At 67.5% G+C, this 17,298-nt stretch carries 14 protein-coding genes and 1 tRNA gene; 6 read left to right on the top strand and 9 right to left on the bottom strand.

Annotated elements, in window-relative coordinates; genetic code table 11:
* Nucleotides 1–215 precede the first annotated feature (215 nt).
* The 9 genes from ABZ928_RS11650 to dnaA form a co-directional block, all read right to left on the bottom strand.
* A tRNA-Ile gene (locus ABZ928_RS11650) sits at nt 216–292 on the bottom strand.
* Nucleotides 293–380: 88 nt separating this feature from the next.
* Nucleotides 381–1,193, bottom strand: a complete 813-nt coding sequence (locus tag ABZ928_RS11655) for a DUF3566 domain-containing protein (RefSeq protein WP_361517130.1) — start codon at nt 1,191–1,193, stop codon at nt 381–383.
* Between the two features lie 17 nt (nt 1,194–1,210).
* Nucleotides 1,211–3,805 (bottom strand): DNA gyrase subunit A, encoded by a 2,595-nt coding sequence (gene gyrA, locus ABZ928_RS11660; RefSeq protein ID WP_361517132.1) that lies wholly within the window; start codon nt 3,803–3,805, stop codon nt 1,211–1,213.
* Between the two features lie 42 nt (nt 3,806–3,847).
* Nucleotides 3,848–5,887 carry a DNA topoisomerase (ATP-hydrolyzing) subunit B gene (gene gyrB, locus ABZ928_RS11665; RefSeq protein WP_361517653.1) on the bottom strand — a complete coding sequence of 680 codons (2,040 nt, stop codon included), beginning with the start codon at nt 5,885–5,887 and terminating at the stop codon, nt 3,848–3,850.
* A gap of 416 nt (nt 5,888–6,303) precedes the next feature.
* Nucleotides 6,304–6,840, bottom strand: a complete 537-nt coding sequence (locus tag ABZ928_RS11670; RefSeq protein ID WP_361517134.1) for a DciA family protein — start codon at nt 6,838–6,840, stop codon at nt 6,304–6,306.
* On the bottom strand, nt 6,837–7,958 hold the full coding sequence (gene recF, locus ABZ928_RS11675) for a DNA replication/repair protein RecF (RefSeq protein ID WP_361517136.1): 1,122 nt from the start codon (nt 7,956–7,958) through the stop codon (nt 6,837–6,839). Before recF ends, ABZ928_RS11670 begins: the two co-directional genes overlap by 4 nt.
* 52 nt (nt 7,959–8,010) lie before the next feature.
* Nucleotides 8,011–8,886, bottom strand: coding sequence for a phosphogluconate dehydrogenase (NAD(+)-dependent, decarboxylating) (gene gnd, locus ABZ928_RS11680; protein ID WP_361517138.1), 876 nt, complete (start codon nt 8,884–8,886; stop codon nt 8,011–8,013).
* A gap of 190 nt (nt 8,887–9,076) precedes the next feature.
* Nucleotides 9,077–10,207, bottom strand: coding sequence for a DNA polymerase III subunit beta (gene dnaN, locus ABZ928_RS11685; protein WP_361517140.1), 1,131 nt, complete (start codon nt 10,205–10,207; stop codon nt 9,077–9,079).
* An 881-nt stretch (nt 10,208–11,088) separates the two neighbouring features.
* On the bottom strand, nt 11,089–13,089 hold the full coding sequence (gene dnaA / locus ABZ928_RS11690) for a chromosomal replication initiator protein DnaA (protein WP_361517142.1): 2,001 nt from the start codon (nt 13,087–13,089) through the stop codon (nt 11,089–11,091).
* Between the two features lie 375 nt (nt 13,090–13,464).
* On the opposite strand from dnaA, the gene rpmH reads away from it, so the two are divergent.
* The 6 genes from rpmH to rsmG all read left to right on the top strand — a co-directional run bounded on the left by rpmH (nt 13,465) and on the right by rsmG (nt 17,001).
* Nucleotides 13,465–13,602 carry a 50S ribosomal protein L34 gene (gene rpmH, locus ABZ928_RS11695; protein WP_005482975.1) on the top strand — a complete coding sequence of 46 codons (138 nt, stop codon included), beginning with the start codon at nt 13,465–13,467 and terminating at the stop codon, nt 13,600–13,602.
* Between the two features lie 21 nt (nt 13,603–13,623).
* Nucleotides 13,624–13,995, top strand: a complete 372-nt coding sequence (rnpA, locus tag ABZ928_RS11700) for a ribonuclease P protein component (protein WP_329337087.1) — start codon at nt 13,624–13,626, stop codon at nt 13,993–13,995.
* A complete protein-coding gene (gene yidD / locus ABZ928_RS11705; RefSeq protein WP_361517145.1) occupies nt 13,992–14,345 on the top strand; it encodes a membrane protein insertion efficiency factor YidD in 354 nt (117 codons plus the stop codon). Before rnpA ends, yidD begins: the two co-directional genes overlap by 4 nt.
* 3 nt (nt 14,346–14,348) lie before the next feature.
* Complete coding sequence (yidC, locus tag ABZ928_RS11710; RefSeq protein WP_361517147.1) at nt 14,349–15,626, top strand: membrane protein insertase YidC; 1,278 nt, start codon at nt 14,349–14,351, stop codon at nt 15,624–15,626.
* A 15-nt stretch (nt 15,627–15,641) separates the two neighbouring features.
* The gene (locus ABZ928_RS11715; RefSeq protein WP_361517149.1) at nt 15,642–16,154 is read left to right on the top strand and encodes a R3H domain-containing nucleic acid-binding protein; all 513 of its coding nucleotides are present in this window, start codon (nt 15,642–15,644) and stop codon (nt 16,152–16,154) included.
* A 127-nt stretch (nt 16,155–16,281) separates the two neighbouring features.
* Nucleotides 16,282–17,001: a 16S rRNA (guanine(527)-N(7))-methyltransferase RsmG gene (rsmG, locus tag ABZ928_RS11720; RefSeq protein WP_361517151.1), complete on the top strand. Its 720-nt coding sequence runs from the start codon at nt 16,282–16,284 to the stop codon at nt 16,999–17,001.
* Nucleotides 17,002–17,298 lie beyond the last annotated feature (297 nt).

The raw sequence follows: 17,298 nt of genomic DNA on the forward strand, positions 1-17,298 counted from the left end.
CGCTCTCACGTGACGCCGATCACAACTCCGCGTTACAGCCGAGCGGTCCACTCCCGCCGTTCGAACAGCGTTGTTAGTGTGGGCCACAGCCCGACCGCTTGCGCATCCCCCGTCGCCAGCGGTCGGGCGTTTTCCTGCCCTGCCGCGGCAGGGGCGTTGGTGTCACCCGTGAACGCCGAAGACCCCCAACCGTGACTGGTTGGGGGTCTTCGTGCTGGTGGGGCTAACAGGATTTGAACCTGTGGCCTCATCCTTATCAGGGATGCGCTCTAACCAACTGAGCTATAGCCCCGCCGCGCTCTGCGGTGTGTGTCCCGCGCGCTGACTCCTGAAGATTAGCGCACGACCGGGGCAGTCCCAAAATCGATAGTCGGGGCCCCTCACTCGTCCTCGGCGAGCGTCAGCTCGATGCCGCCGACGAAGCCCGCGGAGAGGTTGTAGATGAACGCGCCGAGGGTCGCGAGGGCCGTCGCGAGGACGACGTCGATGACCGCGATGATCGACGTGAACAGCAGGACGTTGGGCAGCGAAAGGAAGGACTGCAGGTCGAAGCCGTTCGACTCGTTGGAGCCGGTCGCCTCCGAGATGGTGCCGCCGACCGTCGAGAAGACGCCCATCGCGTCCATGACCATCCACAGCACGGCGGCCGCGACGATCGTGCAGATGCCGAGCGCGATGGAGAGCAGGAAGCTGACCTTCATCACCGACCACGGGTCGGCCTTCGCCACCCGCAGCCGCGCCTTGCGGGTGCGGGGCGTGGTGCGGGCGCCGGTGCGCGGACGGCGTACGGCGCCGGTGGCGGCCGCCGGTGCCTGCGCCGGGTAGGCCTGCGGCGGGTGGTAGGGCCCGGCGGCCTGCTGCGGCTGCCGTTCCCCCGGCAGCGGCGACGGCGCCTGCGGCTCCGCCGAAGGCTGCGGTCCCGCGCCCGGAGCAGCCGAGCCCGCGCCGGCCGCGTACTGCTGGGTCTGCGGGCCTCGGGTGTCCGTCACAGTTCCCCCCTGTGATCCAGATGAGTCGGGCGAGGGTGAGTCCTTCGCGGGTGGCTTGATCGCCTTGAGCTGGGTCGTGTGCGAATCTGTCGCGCGCGCGTCGGTCGTACGCGCGGCGGAGCCACGGCCACCGCCGTCCGTCTCCGTACCGGTCTGAGAACCGGTAGAGGTACCGGACGATCCGGCGCCCGTGGCTCCGCTCACGTGACTCACTCCTCGTGCTACTCGGCCGAGGGCGCCTCACCCTCGTCCGTGCCGGTGGTCGCGGCGCCTTCGGCGGTCTCGTCGACGGCGTCCTCGCCGTCGACCTCCTCCGCCTCGCGCCCCGCCTCGGCGTTACGTGCGATACCGACGACGGCATCGCGCTTGCCCAGGTTGATCAGTTGGACGCCCATGGTGTCACGGCCCGTCTCCCTGACCTCGTTGACTCGCGTACGAATCACACCGCCGCCCAGTGTGATGGCGAGGATCTCGTCGGTCTCCTCGACCACCAGCGCGCCGACGAGAGAACCCCGGTCCTCCACGATCTTGGCGGCCTTGATGCCGAGGCCACCGCGACCCTGGACGCGGTACTCGTCGACGGCGGTCCGCTTCGCGTACCCACCGTCTGTGGCAGTGAACACGAACGTACCGGGTCGAACAACATTCATCGAGAGCAGCTCGTCTCCCTCACGGAAACTCATGCCCTTGACACCCGAGGTCGCGCGGCCCATCGGTCGCAGCGCGTCGTCCGTGGCCGTGAACCTGATCGACTGTGCCTTCTTGCTGATCAGAAGCAGATCGTCCTCGGCCGAAACGAGTTCGGCTCCGATCAGTTCGTCGTCCGAACCGGCGTCCGTTTCCCGGAGGTTAATCGCGATGACACCACCGGAGCGCGGCGAATCGTAATCCTTCAGAGCCGTCTTCTTGACCAGACCGCCCTTCGTGGCGAGCACCAGATACGGCGCCACCTCGTAGTTGCGGATCGCGAGGATCTCCGCGATCGCCTCGTCCGGCTGGAAGGCCAGCAGGTTGGCGACATGCTGTCCACGCGCGTCACGCCCGGCGTCCGGAAGCTCGTACGCCTTCGCCCGGTACACCCGGCCCTTGTTGGTGAAGAACAGCAGCCAGTGATGGGTCGTGGAGACGAAGAAGTGGTCGACGATGTCGTCTTCCTTGAGCTTCGTGCCCCGTACGCCCTTGCCGCCGCGCTTCTGCGCCCGGTAGTCGTCCGTTTTTGTGCGCTTGACGTAGCCGCCGCGCGTGACGGTGACGACGATGTCCTCTTCGGCGATGAGGTCCTCGATGGACATGTCACCGTCGTAGGGCACCAGCATGGTCTTGCGGTCGTCGCCGTACTTCTCGACGATCGCGGCGAGCTCCTCGCTGACGATGCCGCGCTGGCGGACCGGCGAGGCCAGGATCTCGTTGTACTCCGTGATCTTCGCCTGGAGTTCGTCGTGCTCCTGGATGATCTTCTGGCGCTCCAGGGCGGCGAGCCGGCGCAGCTGCATCTCGAGGATGGCGTTGGCCTGGATCTCGTCGATCTGGAGAAGGTCCATCAAGCCCGTGCGCGCGATGTCGACCGTGTCACTGGCCCGGATGAGCGCGATGACCTCGTCGATCGCGTCCAGGGCCTTGAGCAGACCGCGCAGGATGTGCGCCCGCTCCTCGGCCTTGCGCAGCCGGAAGCGCGTACGGCGGACGATGACCTCGATCTGGTGCGTCACCCAGTGCCGGATGAACGCGTCCAGGGACAGGGTGCGCGGGACGCCGTCGACCAGGGCCAGCATGTTGGCGCTGAAGTTCGACTGCAGATCCGTGTGCTTGTAGAGGTTGTTCAGTACGACCTTGGCGACCGCGTCCCTCTTGAGCACGATGACGAGACGCTGACCGGTGCGCGAGCTGGACTCGTCCCGGACGTCCGCGATACCGCCGACCTTGCCGTCCTTCACCAGGTCGGCGATCTTCTGCGCGAGGTTGTCGGGGTTGGTCTGGTACGGCAGCTCCGTGACCACCAGGCACTGGCGGTTCTGGATCTCCTCGACCTCGACGACCGCCCGCATGGTGATCGAGCCGCGGCCCGTGCGGTACGCCTCCTCGATGCCCTTGCGGCCCACGACGAGCGCGCCGGTCGGGAAGTCGGGGCCCTTGACCCGCTCGATCAGCGCGTCCAGGAGCTCCTCGTGCGAGGCCTCCGGGTTCTCCAGATACCACTGGGCACCGGCCGCAACCTCGCGCAGGTTGTGCGGCGGAATGTTGGTCGCCATACCGACCGCGATCCCGGCCGAGCCGTTGATCAGCAGGTTCGGGAAGCGGGCCGGCAGGACGGTCGGCTCCTGGGAGCGGCCGTCGTAGTTGTCCGTGAAGTCGACGGTCTCCTCGTCGATGTCACGGACCATCTCCATCGACAGCGGCGCCATCTTGCACTCGGTGTAGCGCATGGCGGCCGCCGGGTCATTGCCCGGAGAGCCGAAGTTGCCGTTGGAGTCGACGAGCGGCATGCGCATCGACCACGGCTGGGCGAGCCGGACCAGGGCGTCGTAGATCGAGGAGTCGCCGTGCGGGTGGTAGTTACCCATGACGTCACCGACGACACGGGCGCACTTGTAGAAGCCGCGCTCGGGGCGGTAGCCGCCGTCGTACATCGCGTACAGGACGCGGCGGTGGACGGGCTTGAGACCGTCCCGGACATCCGGCAGGGCACGCGCCACGATGACGGACATCGCGTAGTCGAGGTACGAGCGCTGCATCTCGGTCTCGAGCCCGACGGGCTCGACACGCTGGACGATGGCGCCGCCCTCTTCAGGGGTGACAGGAGTGTTCTCGTCGGCCATTGCTGGTGAAGATCCTTCCTGGTGCGGTCAGCTGAGACCGACTCAGATGTCGAGGAAGCGGACGTCCTTGGCGTTGCGCTGGATGAACGCGCGACGGGCCTCGACGTCCTCGCCCATGAGGACCGAGAACAGGTCGTCGGCCTGGGCGGCGTCGTCGAGAGTGACCTGACCGAGGACACGGTGCTCGACGTCCATGGTCGTCACGCGCAGCTCCTCGGCGTTCATCTCGCCGAGACCCTTGAAGCGCTGGATCGAGTCCTCGCGGACCCGCTTGCCGCGCTGCCGGCCCATCTCCAGGAGCGCGTCGCGCTCGCGGTCCGAGTAGGCGTACTCGATGTCGTCCCGGCCCCACTTGATCTTGTACAGCGGGGGACGGGACAGGTACACGTGCCCGGCCTCGACCAGCGGCCGCATGAAGCGGAACAGGAAGGTCAGCAGCAGGGTGGAGATGTGCTGACCGTCGACGTCGGCGTCCGCCATCAGGATGATCTTGTGATAGCGGAGCTTCTCGATGTCGAAGTCCTCGTGCACACCCGTGCCGAAGGCCGAGATCAGCGCCTGGATCTCCTGGTTCTGCAGGATCTTGTCGATCCGCGCCTTCTCGACATTGAGGATCTTGCCCCGGATCGGAAGGATCGCCTGGTACTGCGGATTACGGCCGGACTTGGCCGAACCACCGGCGGAGTCACCCTCGACGATGAAGATCTCGCACTTGGTCGGGTCGTTCGACTGGCAGTCGCTCAGCTTGCCCGGCAGCGACGCCGACTCCAGCAGACCCTTACGACGCGTCAGATCACGCGCCTTACGGGCCGCCACGCGCGCGGTGGCCGCCTGGATGCCCTTGCGGATGATGTCCGCGGCCTCGACCGGGTTGCGGTCCAGCCAGTCGTTGAGGTGTTCGTAGACGGCCTTCTGCACGAAGGTCTTCGCCTCCGTGTTGCCCAGCTTCGTCTTCGTCTGACCCTCGAACTGCGGCTCACTCAGCTTGATCGAGATGATCGCCGTCAGACCCTCGCGGATGTCGTCACCCGTGAGGTTGTCGTCCTTCTCCCGCAACAGCTTCTTGTCGCGCGCGTACTTGTTGATCAGGTTCGTCAGCGCCGCGCGGAAACCCTCTTCGTGCGTACCGCCCTCATGCGTGTGGATGATGTTGGCGAACGAGTACACACCCTCGGTGTAGCCGCCGTTCCACTGCATCGCGACCTCAAGAGAGAGGTTGCGCTCCTTGTCCTCCGCCTCAAGGTCGATGATCGAGGGGTGAACCGCCTCCCCCTTGCGGGAGTTGAGGTACTTCACGAAGTCGACGATGCCGCCCTCGTAGTAGTACGAGACGGTCTTGACCTCGTGCTTCTCGTCCTCGCCCGCCTCGTCCGCGCCCGCGGTGGCCTTCGCCGACTCACGCTCGTCGGTGAGGTTGATGCGCAGGCCCTTGTTGAGGAACGCCATCTCCTGGAAACGCCGCGACAGCGTCTCGAAGGAGTACACCGTGGTCTCGAAGATGTCCGGATCGGCCCAGAAGGTGACCGAGGTACCGGTCTCGGAGGTCGCCTCGTGCCGCTCCAGCGGTGCGGTGGGGGCGCCGCCCTTGTACTCCTGCGTCCAGCGGTAGCCGTCGGTCCTGATGTCCACCGCGAGCTTGGTGGACAGCGCGTTCACGACGGAGACACCCACGCCGTGCAGACCACCGGAGACGGCGTAACCGCCGCCGCCGAACTTGCCGCCCGCGTGCAGCACGGTCAGCACGACCTCGACGGCCGGCTTCTTCTCCACCGGGTGGATGCCCACCGGGATGCCACGGCCGTTGTCGACGACACGCACACCGCCGTCGGCCAGGATCGTCACATCGATCGTGTCCGCATGCCCGGCCAGCGCCTCGTCGACCGAGTTGTCGACGACCTCCTGCACGAGGTGGTGCAGGCCGCGCTCGCCGGTCGAGCCGATGTACATACCGGGTCGCTTGCGAACCGCGTCCAGACCCTCGAGGACGGTGATGGCGCTGGCGTCGTACGAGGCGGTGACCTCGCCGTTGGCGCCGACGCCGGTGGACGGGATGTTCTCGTTGGGGTTGCCGGAATCGGCCACGAAGCGCCCTTTCTGGCACAGCACGAGCCAGGCTCCTCGGCGGGTTGCCGGAGCGGCTGCGGCATGTTGCGTTGGTAAGCCTTGATCAGCGTTGCTCAGCTTGTCCCGGCTGGTCCCCACGAGTGGGGCGGGATTGGCTTCCAGTCTACCGGTAGCGCCGACAGTGATGGGGGTTTGCCGGTACCTGAGTCCTCATGTGCCGCCCTGAATCCTCCTCTTCCGAGTCCCCATATACGGAACGGGGCTCCAAGAGGCTCAAGGAGGCACTCAGCGCTTCCGGCTGTCAACCCTTGGCTACTTGGGAGTCAGGTCCCTGTTCGCAACCGCGTGCGGTCCCACGACACGAAGGCCGCCGACGGTCGTACAGAACCGTCGACGGCCTTGAGTGTGATGTCTGTCACCCGCGGGTTTGCGGGTCACCCATAGGTGTCACCAGGGCCCGTGCTGCCCGGGGCACGCAAGGGACCGTAGCGCCGCGCGGGACCTCCCGGCCCCTGCACCTTGATGACCCGCACGGCCCCGTGCCCGAGATCCTCATTCAGCCGCGCGACAAGCGTCGGCGCGAGCAGCCGCAAATTGGTCGCCCAGGCCGTGGAATCACACCTCACGACCAGCACCCGCTCGTCCTCGTCGTACCGCTCCGGCTCACAGTGCTTGGCCACGTCCTCACCGACGATCTCCGGCCAACGCCCCATCACCCCGCCCACCGCAGCCGGCGCCTCCCAACCCCGCTCACTGATCAGCCGGTTGATCGCCGACCCCAACGCCATCGGATCCCGCCCATCAGCACGCGCGCCGGAACGCAGACCACCCCGCCGCGCCTGCTTCCTCTGCTGCGCCGCGTCCCCACGCGCACGTGCCTGCTCCTTCGCCGCCCGCAACGCCACGCGCGCGAGGTCGACACCGGACGGCTCAGGGCCCTTCTCGGGAGCCGGTTCCTGAGGGCTGCTCATACCCGCTCCACCACCCCACCGGACACCGAATACCGCGCCCCCACCAGCAGATGCGGTACGTCATCGTCGACCGCCGCCGTCACCAGCACTTGCTCCCCGGGCGCCACCAACTCCGCCAGCCGCTCCCGCCGCCGCGTGTCCAGCTCCGCGAACACGTCGTCGAGGATCAGCACCGGCTCATTGCCCTCCGCACGCAGCAGGTCGTACGACGCCAGGCGCAGCGCCAGCGCGTACGACCAGGACTCCCCGTGCGAGGCGTACCCCTTGGCGGGCAGCTGACCGAGCTTGAGCAGCAGATCGTCCCTATGGGGGCCCACGAGGGTCACACCCCGCTCGATCTCCTGCTTACGGGCCTCCGCGAGCGCCGCCATCAACTGCTCGTAGAGATCCTCACGCGTGTGCGCCTCACCCGGCGCCGACGGCTTGTACTCCAGGGCGATCGGACCCCCGCCGGGCGCCAGCTGCTCGTACGCCTTGTCGGCCAGCGGCTGGATCGCCGCGATCAGGTCGAGCCGCTGGGCGAGCAGCTCCGCACCCACGCGCGCGAGGTGCTGGTCCCACACATCGAGGGTGGACAGGTCCATGGACCGCCCACCGTGCCGCCGCGCGAGCGCCGCCGACTTCAGCAGCGTGTTGCGCTGCTTGAGCACTCGCTCGTAATCGGAACGCACACCCGCCATCCGCGGGGAACGCGCGGTGATCAGCTCATCGAGCAAACGGCGCCGCTCACCGGGGTCGCCCTTGACCAGGGCGAGATCCTCCGGCGCGAAGAGGACAGTCCTGACGATGCCGAGCACATCACGCGGTCTGACCTGCGAGGACCTGTTGATACGGGCCCGGTTGGACTTGCCCGGGTTCAGCTCCAGCTCGACCAGCTGCTGCCGCTCGCCCTGCTTGACCTGCGCCCGGATGACCGCACGGTCGGCGCCCATACGGACCAGGGGGGCGTCGGAGGCGACACGGTGGCTGCCGAGGGTGGCGAGATAGCCCACCGCCTCGACCAGATTCGTCTTGCCCTGCCCATTGGGGCCGACGAAGGCCGTGACGCCCGGGTCCAGTGGAACTTCGACCCGGGCGTACGAGCGGAAGTCGGCCAGCGACAGATGCGTGACGTGCATGGTCGGGCGCCGACCTCCCCCAGCTTGCGGACTGTCTCAACAGCCCTGTGGATTACTTCTTCTCGACCGCGTGGCCGCCGAACTGGTTGCGCAGCGCCGCGATCATCTTCATCTGCGGCGAGTCGTCCTGCCGGGACGCGAACCGCGCGAACAGGGACGCGGTGATCGCCGGGAGCGGTACCGCGTTGTCGATGGCGGCCTCCACAGTCCAGCGGCCCTCGCCGGAGTCCTGTGCGTAACCGCGCAGCTTGTCCAGGTGCTCGTCCTCGTCGAGGGCGTTGACGGCCAGGTCGAGCAGCCAGGAACGGATGACCGTACCCTCCTGCCACGACCGGAAGACCTCACGCACGTCCGTGACGGAGTCGACCTTCTCCAGCAGCTCCCAGCCCTCGGCATAGGCCTGCATCATCGCGTACTCGATGCCGTTGTGGACCATCTTCGCGAAGTGCCCGGCGCCCACCTTGCCGGCGTGCACCGAGCCGAAGTCGCCCTCGGGCTTCAGCGCGTCGAAGACCGGCCGCACCTTGGCGACGTTCTCCGCGTCGCCGCCGTACATCAGCGCGTAGCCGTTCTCCAGGCCCCAGACACCGCCGGAGACACCGCAGTCGACGAAGCCGATGCCCTTGGCCGCGAGCTCCTCGGCGTGCTTCTCGTCGTCCGTCCAGCGGGAGTTGCCGCCGTCCACGACGACATCGCCCGGCTCCAGGAGCTCGGCCAGCTCGTCGACGGTCGACTGGGTGGCGGCACCGGCGGGGACCATCACCCATACGACCCGCGGCCCCTTCAACTTGCCCACAAGCTCTTCCAGGCTGTGGACATCGGTGAGGTCCGGGTTACGGTCGTATCCGATGACGGTGTGGCCTGCGCGGCGGATCCGCTCGCGCATGTTGCCGCCCATCTTGCCGAGGCCGACGAGACCGAGCTCCATCAGTTGTTCCTTAGGTTGCTGTGGCGTGTGTGGCACCTTCGTACCCACGTCTGAGCCTAAACCCGGACGCTCACGCACACCTGTGGGCATACGCGCTCATACGTACTGTCCCACCTGCGGGTTTCCCCAGACCGCGAGATCCCTCTCCACCGCCTGGGGACAACTCCGGAGATCAGCCCCGCGCAGCGACTCAGCCGCTGAGCCGCACCGGCATGATCAGGTACTTGTAGGCCTCGTCCGCCTCCGCGTCCAGCGCCGGCTTACCGCTGAGCAGCGCGGGCTTCGTGGACGTCGTGAAGGACAGCTGGGCGACCGGGGAGTCGATGGCGCTCAGGCCGTCCAGCAGGAAGGTCGGGTTGAAGGCGATCGACACGTCGTCGCCCTCCAGGTTGGCGTCAACCCTCTCCACAGCCTGTGCGTCGTCACTGGAACCGGCCTCCAGGATGAGCACACCCTGCTCGAAGCTCAGCCGCACCGGGGTGTTGCGCTCGGCGACCAGGGCCACACGCTTGACGGCCTCCACGAAGGGGGCGGTCTCGATCACGGCGACGGAGTTGAACTCGGTCGGGAACAACGAGCGGTACTTCGGAAGGTCGCCCTCCAGGAGACGGGTCGTCGTACGACGACCGGCGCCCTCGAAACCGATCAGGCCCTCGCCCGCGCCCGAGCCGGAGAGCGCCAGGGTGACGCTGTCGCCGCTCGTGAGCGCCTTGGCGGTGTCCAGGAGCGTCTTGGCGGGCACCAGGGCCACCGCGGACGCCTCGGGGTTCTCCGGCTTCCACAGGAACTCGCGGACCGCGAAGCGGTAGCGGTCGGTGGAGGCGAGGGTGACGGTGTCGCCCTCGATCTCGATGCGCACACCGGTCAGCACGGGCAGCGTGTCGTCGCGGCCCGCGGCGATGGCCACCTGGGAGGCGGCGGAGGCGAAGACCTCACCGGGGACGGTGCCGGTCGCGGTCGGCATCTGCGGCAGCGCCGGGTACTCCTCCACAGGCAGGGTGTGGAGTGTGAATCGCGAGGAGCCGCAGACCACGGTCGCCCGTACACCGTCTGTGGAAATCTCGACGGGGCGGTTGGGGAGCGCGCGGCAGATGTCGGCGAGGAGCCGGCCGGACACCAGGACGGTGCCCTCCTCCTCGACCTCCGCCTCCACGCTCACGCGTGCCGAGACCTCGTAGTCGAAGCTGGAGAGGCTGAGCGCCCCGTCCTCGGCCTTCAGCAGGAGGCCGGCGAGGACAGGCGCCGGCGGACGGGCCGGGAGGCTGCGTGCCGCCCAGGCCACTGCCTCCGCGAGTACGTCGCGTTCCACCCGGATCTTCACTGTTGCCGCCTCCTGCTGTTGCCGGCGCTTCGCTCTGCCTGGCCCTCGTCGTCTGTCTCGGTGTCGTCAGCCCCTGTGAGGGGAAGGACACCGGGGAACAGTCTGACGCACCCCACTGACAGTAGGTGCCTCTCGGGGTCAAGTCGTGACGAGGGGCGGCCGGGAGCCGGACAGCAAGTTGTGCACAGCCCCCTCTTCGAAACGGATTCCCAGCTCTCTCTAGTTGGGAGTAGTAGTAGGGGCTGTGGAAACGGTGGATAACCCCGTTTTCCCAGGTCAGGCGGCAAATTTTGTCCACGGGCCCTGTGGGCGAAGACGGTGGACAACTTGGTGGATCTGTGGAGAACAGAAAGTTCTGCACACTCCATGCACAGCCCGAGGCGACTTCTCCCCAGCGCCGTCCCCAGCTTTACCCATGTTTCCCACACCCCAACCCGGCACCTTCGTGTGACGCCTTTCACTCGACCCGGTGAGCGGCCGCGTCGCGTTGCCGAACAGTGGACAGCGATGTGGAGAAACTGGTGATCGCTGGGGACAACATGCCTCAGCCTGTGGGTGGCCGGTGGACAACTTGGTGCACAGCCTGTGGATCTTTTCTCTGTCCACAGTCTGTGGAGATCCTTCATCCACCAATCCACAAGCAGGTGACCTGCCCTGATGACCTTTCAACAGGTCCCGCTGTGGACACAGTCTGGACAACTTCCCAGTCCCCAGGGTGTGGACGGCAGAAAGTCACCGAATCTGTGGAGAGAGACCGTAACGCGGCGGCTATTCGAACAGGCGGCTACGGGGACGTGACGACGGCGCCGGCGAGTCCATGACGAAGGGCGCCCCTGGAACCTCGTCCCAGGGGCGCCCTCAGCGGCGTACGACCGGCTTGCTCAGCCGTTCTTGATGCGGTTGGTCAGCTCCGTGACCTGGTTGTAGATGGAGCGCCGCTCGGCCATCAGATTGCGGATCTTGCGGTCCGCGTGCATGACGGTCGTGTGGTCGCGGCCGCCGAACAGTGCGCCGATCTTCGGCAGCGAGAGGTCCGTGAGCTCGCGGCACAGGTACATGGCGATCTGGCGGGCGGTGACGAGCGCGCGCCCGCGCGAAGTGCCGCACAGGTCCTCGACGGTCAGGCCGAAGTAGTCCGCCGTCGCGCCCATGATCGCCGTGGAGGTGATCTCGGGTGCCGAGTCCTCGCCGCCGGGGATCAGGTCCTTGAGGACGATCTCGGTCAGGCCCAGGTCGACCGGCTGCCGGTTGAGCGAGGCGAACGCCGTCACCCGGATCAGCGCGCCCTCCAGCTCGCGGATGTTGCGCGAGATGCGGGAGGCGATGAACTCCAGTACTTCCGGCGGGGCGTTGAGCTGTTCCTGGACCGCCTTCTTGCGGAGGATCGCGATCCGCGTCTCCAGCTCGGGCGGCTGGACGTCGGTGATCAGGCCCCACTCGAAACGGTTCCGCAGTCGGTCCTCCAGGGTCACCAGCTGCTTGGGCGGCCGGTCGCTGGAGAGCACGATCTGCTTGTTGGCGTTGTGGAGCGTGTTGAAGGTGTGGAAGAACTCCTCCTGCGTCGACTCCTTGTCCGCGAGGAACTGGATGTCGTCGACGAGCAGGATGTCCATCTCGCGGTACCGCTTGCGGAAGCTGTCGCCCTTGCCGTCGCGGATGGAGTTGATGAACTCGTTGGTGAACTCTTCCGAGCTCACGTAGCGCACGCGCGTGCCGGGGTACAGGCTCCGCGCGTAGTGCCCGATCGCGTGCAGCAGGTGGGTCTTGCCGAGTCCGGACTCCCCATAGATGAAGAGGGGGTTGTACGCCTTCGCGGGTGCCTCGGCGACGGCGACCGCGGCGGCGTGCGCGAAGCGGTTGGAGGCGCCGATGACGAAGGTGTCGAAGAGGTACTTCGGGTTCAGGCGTGCGGTCGGCTCGCCGGGGCCGCTGGCCGGCGCGGGCTTGGCGGCCAGGGGGCCGGGGGCGCCGCTGGCGGCGGGCAGCGTGGGTCCGCCGCGGTGCACGTGCCCGGCGCCGGAGGGCGGCTCGGGCAGGTCGCGGCGGGGGTCGCGCTGGTCGTGGTCGGCGGAGCGGGGCTGTCCGTAGTCGGGGCGCCGCTGGTCGTAGTCGGGCCGGTGCGGTTCGTACTCGGAGCGCTGCGGCTCGTATTCCGGGCGCTTCGGTTCGTAGTCGGGGCGCTGGCCGTCGTGTGACGGGCGGTCCATCGGCTGGGGGCGGTAGTCCTGGCTGGGCGCGGAGTACGCGTCCTGGCCGTACGGCTCCTGCGACGGGGGCGTGGCGTAGGGGTCGCGCTCCGGGAAGCCGAGGCGGGGCTGCTGCCAGCTGTACTCGTCCTGCTGCGGGCGCGGCCAGGCGCCGGGTTCGGGGCGTTGGTACTCGCCGGGGTAGGCGGGGCGTGCGGTGGGCAGCGGGTCGTTCTGTTCGGGCCGGCTCTGCGGGTGGTCGTCGGCGCGGTGGCGGCCGTAGCCGTCGTACTGCCGGTCGCCCTGGCCGTCGTACTTGCCCTCGTACTGATTGTCGTACTGGTTGGAGGGGAGCTCGGGCTCCTCGTAGCGCGGCTGCGGGCGGGCGGCCGGGGGTGCCGGTGGGGTGGGGGGCTCGCCGGCGGAGTCGTCGACGGTGATCGCGATGCGGATCGGGCGGCCGCACTCGCGGCTCAGGGTTTCGCTGACGATGGGCGCGAGGCGGCCTTCGAGTACGTTCTTCGCGAATTCGTTCGGTACGGCGAGCAGTGCGGTGTCGGCGACCAGCGCGAGGGGCTGGCAGCGGCGGATCCAGTGCTCGTCCTTGGTCTCGACGCCCTGCCCGCGGCCCCCGTCGAGGAGTTGCTCGAGTACTCGTGGCCACACTGCGGCAAGATCGGCAGGTACGTCAGCCACAGGGCACGCTCTCTCACGGGGTCCCACGAACGTGTGGTTGTGGGACGAGTCGGGATTCAAAGGGGGTGGGGCAGATACAAGGGAACGAATCGGAGTTCAGCCACGGTAGTCAGGGCGACGGGTGCGGTTCAAGTTGTTGTCCCCAGCCTGTGGATAGTGTCTCCCGGTGACCGCTGGTTTGACCGGATGGCGTAGCCGCGCGTACCGTAACCAGGTCGAGTTGTCGATGGCTGCTGCCGCCTGCCTCCGATGGGCCAAGATCGCGTCAGGTGATCGGGAAGCGGTGCACTCGGGCGTAACGAGAGCTACTCGTGGGCGCACGGTGACAGCCAGGACGGCACCCGCCACCACCGATTTGATTTCTGGAGCCCCCGAGTGAGCAAGCGCACCTTCCAGCCGAACAACCGTCGTCGTGCGAAGACCCACGGCTTCCGCCTGCGGATGCGTACCCGTGCCGGTCGCGCGATTCTCGCGAACCGCCGCAGCAAGGGTCGCGCCAGCCTGTCCGCCTGATCCTGATCAGGTCATGACGTCGTGCTGCCTACCGAGCATCGGCTGAGGCGGCGCGAAGACTTCGCGACCGCGGTACGACGGGGTCGCCGGGCAGGCCGCCCGTCTCTCGTCGTCCATCTTCGTAGCGGTGCCACGGACCCGCACGCGCCTGGGGAGAGCGCTCCCCCGACGCGTGCGGGTTTCGTCGTGAGCAAGGCCGTGGGCGGTGCGGTGGTGCGCAACAAGGTGAAGCGCAGGCTTCGCCATCTGATGCGCGACCGGGTCGACCTGTTGCCCCCCGGTAGCCTGGTAGTCGTACGAGCGCTGCCCGGTGCGGGTGACGCCGACCATGCACAGCTGGCCCGAGACCTGGATGCCGCCATCGAGCGGTTGCTGGGAGGGGGCGCGCGATGAAGTACCCGCTGCTGGCTCTGATCAAGCTGTATCAGTGGACGATCAGTCCGCTGTTGGGGCCTGTCTGCAAGTACTACCCGTCGTGTTCCCACTACGGCTACACGGCTATCGACCGGCACGGTGCGATCAAGGGCACGGCGCTCACCGCCTGGCGCATCCTGCGGTGCAATCCGTGGTCGCTCGGCGGTGTGGACCATGTACCGCCTCGCAAGCGTCCGCGGTGGCACGAATTGCTGCGTAACGCCTGGCGTGCACGCAAGGGCGGGCCCTCCGCCGCCGAAACGGCCATTGAAGGACAGCCTCCTTCGAGCCCGGCCGCAGAGACCCCGTCCCATGCCCAAGGAGCATGATTAGTGGACACGATTGCCAGCCTCTTCAGCTTCATCACGACACCTGTCTCCTGGGTCATCGTCCAGTTCCACAAGGTGTACGGCGCCGTCTTCGGCCCCGACACCGGGTGGGCCTGGGGCCTGTCGATCGTGTCCTTGGTGATCCTGATCCGTATCTGCCTGATCCCGCTCTTCGTGAAGCAGATCAAGGCGACCCGGGCCATGCAGACGCTGCAGCCCGAGATGAAGAAGATCCAGGAGCGCTACAAGAACGACAAGCAGCGTCAGTCCGAAGAGATGATGAAGCTGTACAAGGAGACGGGTACCAACCCGCTCTCCTCGTGCCTTCCCATCCTGGCGCAGTCGCCGTTCTTCTTCGCCCTGTACCACGTGCTCAACGGCATCGCGACGGGCGACACCATCGGTGTCATCAACGAGTCGCTGCTGGCCAGCGCCCGTAAGGCGCACATCTTCGGCGCTCCGCTGGCCGCGAAGTTCACCGACAGCTCCTCGACGGTGAGTGCGCTGGGCGCCACCTTGATGGATGTCCGTGTCGTCACCGCGATCATGATCGTCCTGATGTCGGCGTCGCAGTTCTTCACGCAGCGTCAGCTGATGACGAAGAACGTCGACACCACGGTGAAGACGCCGTTCATGCAGCAGCAGAAGATGCTGATGTATGTCTTCCCGGTCATGTTCGCCGTCTTCGGCATCAACTTCCCCGTCGGTGTCCTCGTCTACTGGCTGACCACCAACGTGTGGACCATGGGCCAGCAGATGTACGTGATCCGCAACAACCCGACGCCGGGTTCCAAGGCTCAGGCCGCCTACCTGGAGCGTCTGACGAAGCACGTCACGCAGCACGGCAAGGTCCGCCGCCGCAGCGAGCGCACCATCGTCAAGGCGATCGTCGCCAAGGGCCGCGACCGCAACGAGTTCGAGCGCAAGTTCATCAACGGCCTGAACAAGGCGGGTCTCGCGGCCCAGGCGGACGGCAGTGTGGTGAAGGGCGAGGCGCAGGCCGCCGCCCAGAACGAGGACGGTACGCCGACGGCGACCGGCGGTGCTCCCAAGCGTCAGCAGCCGAAGCGGCAGAGCAAGTCGCAGCGGCAGTCCGGTGGTGCCGCGGGTGCTCCGAAGGCGGCCGACGAGCCCACGTCGCTCACCAAGTCCGACGAGCCCGAGGACGCCAAGCCCGCCGCCGCTCCCGCCAAGAAGCAGCCCGGCGGCGCTACCCGCAGCAAGGCCCAGTCCGGACAGCGCAAGGGTCCGCAGCGGCCCAAGTCCCCGTCCAAGAAGTAAGAAGGAGTCCATCCCGTGACGGAAGGCACCACCTCCGCCGCTGCCGAGGGTGTAGACACCCTGTCCCGCCTGGAGCAGGAGGGCGAGATCGCGGCGGACTACCTCGAGGGTCTGCTGGACATCGCCGATCTCGACGGCGACATCGACATGGACGTCGAGGCCGACCGCGCCGCTGTGTCGATCATCAGCGAAGGCGGCGGCCGCGACCTGCAGAAGCTGGTCGGCCGGGACGGCGAGGTGCTGGAGGCGCTCCAGGAGCTCACGCGCCTGGCCGTGCACCGGGAGACCGGGGACCGCAGCCGGCTGATGCTGGACATCGCGGGCTTCCGCGCCAAGAAGCGTGCCGAGCTCTCCGAGCTGGGTGCCAAGGCCGCCGCTGAGGTCAAGAGCACCGGTGAGCCCGTGAAGATGAACCCGATGACGCCGTTCGAGCGCAAGGTCGTGCACGACGCCGTCAAGGCCGCCGGTCTGCGCAGCGAGTCCGAGGGCGAGGAGCCGCAGCGCTTCGTCGTTGTGCTTCCCGCCTGATCGGCCCGTACGTTCCTCCGGCCCCGTCTGTAGCGCAGACGGGGCCGAACTTTGTCAGCCTGATAGTTCTGGTGGTTGTGGTGATCGGCGCACGGTGCGCCCATCGCGGTACGGAAGGACGGTCCCCGTGACGGAGGCAGCGGAGCTTCCCCCCGCGCCCGAGCAGGCGCGCGAGGTGTTTGGCGATCGCTTCGCGGATGCGGTCCGATACGCGGAGCTGCTCGCTGAGGCGGGCGTGCAGCGTGGTCTGATCGGCCCGCGTGAGGTGCCCCGGCTGTGGGAGCGGCACCTGCTGAACTGTGCGGTGCTCTCGGAGGTCGTGCCCGAGGGCGTGACGGTGTGCGACGTCGGCTCGGGCGCGGGCCTGCCCGGCATCCCCTTGGCGCTGGTCCGGGAGGACCTGAAGATCACCCTGCTGGAACCCCTGCTGCGTCGTACGACCTTCCTGACCGAGGTCGTGGAGCTGCTGGGCCTGGACCATGTGACGGTCATGCGCGGCCGCGCCGAGGAGGTCATGGGGAAGCTGCCCCCGGTCCATGTGGTGACGGCACGGGCCGTGGCCCCGCTGGACCGGCTGGCCGCGTGGGGCATTCCGCTGCTGCGCCCGTACGGCGAGATGCTCGCGCTGAAGGGCGACACGGCGGAGGAGGAGCTCAAGGCGGCGGGCACGGCGCTGAGCAAGCTGGGTGCTGTGGGGACCTCGGTTCTTCAGGTCGGTGAGGGCGTGGTGGATCCGCTGTCCACGGTGGTGCGGGTCGAGGTCGGGGAGAGCCCGGGTGGTGTGCGTTTCGCCGCGAAGCGGGCCAAGGCGGCTCGTACGGGAAGGGCGCGTCGGCGGCGGGGGTAGTGGAGAGCCCGCGTAGTCGGTTTTCGGTGGGTCGCTGATCCGTCCTGACGACGAGACGTACTCCACACAAGCTGCCAAACCTATACATGCCGGAGTGTCGCGACAGTTCGGCCTCGGCTGCTGTGCATCGTGTTTCACGTGAAACGTCGCTCACTGCTTCACGGCATCATCAGCCGTGGCCGCGCCGCGGCCGAACCGCGCGACCGGAAGCCTCTCGGGTCACTCGGAGAGGTACCGGAGTTGTCCACAGAGGTGGATTTCTCCACAGAACACCAGGCCTCACTGGTTCACGACCCC

The organism is Streptomyces sp. NPDC046909, from assembly GCF_040644695.1.
Classification (GTDB): Bacteria; Actinomycetota; Actinomycetes; order Streptomycetales; family Streptomycetaceae; genus Streptomyces.

Excerpts from the sequence above, each read along its gene's own strand:
- gyrA (WP_361517132.1), bottom strand. The coding sequence starts at position 3,805 with ATGGCCGACGAGAACACTCCTGTCACCCCTGAAGAGGGCGGCGCCATC.
- ABZ928_RS11670 (WP_361517134.1), bottom strand. The coding sequence starts at position 6,840 with ATGAGCAGCCCTCAGGAACCGGCTCCCGAGAAGGGCCCTGAGCCGTCC.
- recF (WP_361517136.1), bottom strand. The coding sequence starts at position 7,958 with ATGCACGTCACGCATCTGTCGCTGGCCGACTTCCGCTCGTACGCCCGG.
- gnd (WP_361517138.1), bottom strand. The coding sequence starts at position 8,886 with ATGGAGCTCGGTCTCGTCGGCCTCGGCAAGATGGGCGGCAACATGCGC.
- yidD (WP_361517145.1), top strand. The coding sequence starts at position 13,992 with ATGAAGTACCCGCTGCTGGCTCTGATCAAGCTGTATCAGTGGACGATC.